Source organism: Actinomadura sp. NPDC049753, from assembly GCF_040674655.1.
Taxonomy (GTDB): domain Bacteria; phylum Actinomycetota; class Actinomycetes; order Streptosporangiales; family Streptosporangiaceae; genus Spirillospora; species Spirillospora verrucosospora.
On sequence record NZ_JBFARL010000157.1, the window covers coordinates 1 to 1,367 of the forward strand.

General features: G+C 77.5%; 1 protein-coding gene. It reads right to left on the reverse strand.

Going from position 1 to position 1,367, the window contains the following annotated elements; genetic code table 11:
- Nucleotides 1–37: 37 nt before the first annotated feature.
- Nucleotides 38–937, reverse strand: a complete 900-nt coding sequence (locus AB0K37_RS30610; protein WP_363986885.1) for a M48 family metalloprotease — start codon at nucleotides 935–937, stop codon at nucleotides 38–40.
- Nucleotides 938–1,367: the final 430 nt, after the last annotated feature.

Sequence of the window (1,367 nt, forward strand, 5' to 3'; positions counted from 1 at the left end):
GCCCGCCGCCGCTGTTCGGCGGCCGGACCTGACCGGTTCAGCCGAGCCGGCGGCGCAGCGCCTGCGCCCGCCGGACGAGGGGCAGCGGCAGCCCGTCGGGCTGGTGCTCGATGCGATGCTCCACGGCCGCGACCAGATCAGTGCCGAACCCCATGCGCACCGCCGCCGCGTCCGCCCGCGCCTCGCCCCCGGCGTCCAGCAGCCGCGCGCCCAGCGAGGCGGCGTAGGCGAGCGCGGCCGGCACCGCCACCAGCACCGTCACCGCCAGGGCGACGGCGGCGAGCAGGAACACCCCGAGGAAGCCGATCGGCCGGTGCCACTCGACGGCCCGCTTCCACATCGGGCCGATCGGGGACCACGCCGTCCGCAGCGCCCACTGCAGCGTCCGGTTCGGCAGCGTCACCTGCGCGTGGACGAACGCCGGCACGGCCCGCCACCCCTGGAGATGCCCCAGCTCATGGGCGAGGACGGCGGCGAGGTGCCCGGGCGCCAACGAGCGGGCCGAATGCGACGTGACCGCCACCGTGCGCGCTGACGGCCTGCACGCGTTCAACCCGTCCGACTCGACGACCACGAGCCGGTAGCCGCTGACACCGGCGTGCTGCTGCACGTAGCGCCACGCGTGCTCCAGCCGCGCGCGCTCCTCGCCGTCCGGCTCCCGGTAGCCGTACGAGCGCGGGGCGCTGAGGGGCGCCAGCAGCAGGAGCGCCCACACGGCGAACACCGAGACGGCGCCCCAGAAGGGCCAGACGGACGCCGCCCCGAACGCGACGGCGGCGACCACGCCCCCTTCGACCAGCACGACGAGCCCGATCGCGACACCGGCCCGCCCGGACGGCGTGCCCTGCGGCAGCCCCGGCGGAAGATAACGCGGCGCAGGCTCGTCCGCCTGCCGCGTCACCGCCGCCCGCTGCCCCGGCACCTGCGGCCGACGCACCGGCCCGGCGGTCCGCGGCGCCGGAGGCCGCGGAGCATGAGGCTTCCGCAGCCCCGGCGTCGGAGGCGCCGACGACTCCATCCGAGCCTCCTGCATGGGCGGCGGCTGCGCAGGCCGCGGCGGACGAGCTCCGCCGAGCCGCGCCTGCGGAGGCACGGGCCATGAGCCCGACCCCCGCGCCGACTCCGCACGCGAGGACGACCCATGCGTCCGCACCGGCCGAACTCCCCCCGAGGGAGGCTGCGCGGGTATGGACGGGCGCGAAGGCGTAGTGGGGCGCGGTGTTTCCGGGCGTGGTGCTGAGGTGTGCGGCAGGCCTGGAGCGGGCGGCGCAGGGGGCTCGCCGAGGCTTGGTGGCGGAGTCGCCGGTGTTCTCGGCGGAGCTTCCGCCGAGGGAGGCTGCGCGGGTGCGGGCGGGCGTGGAGGCGTC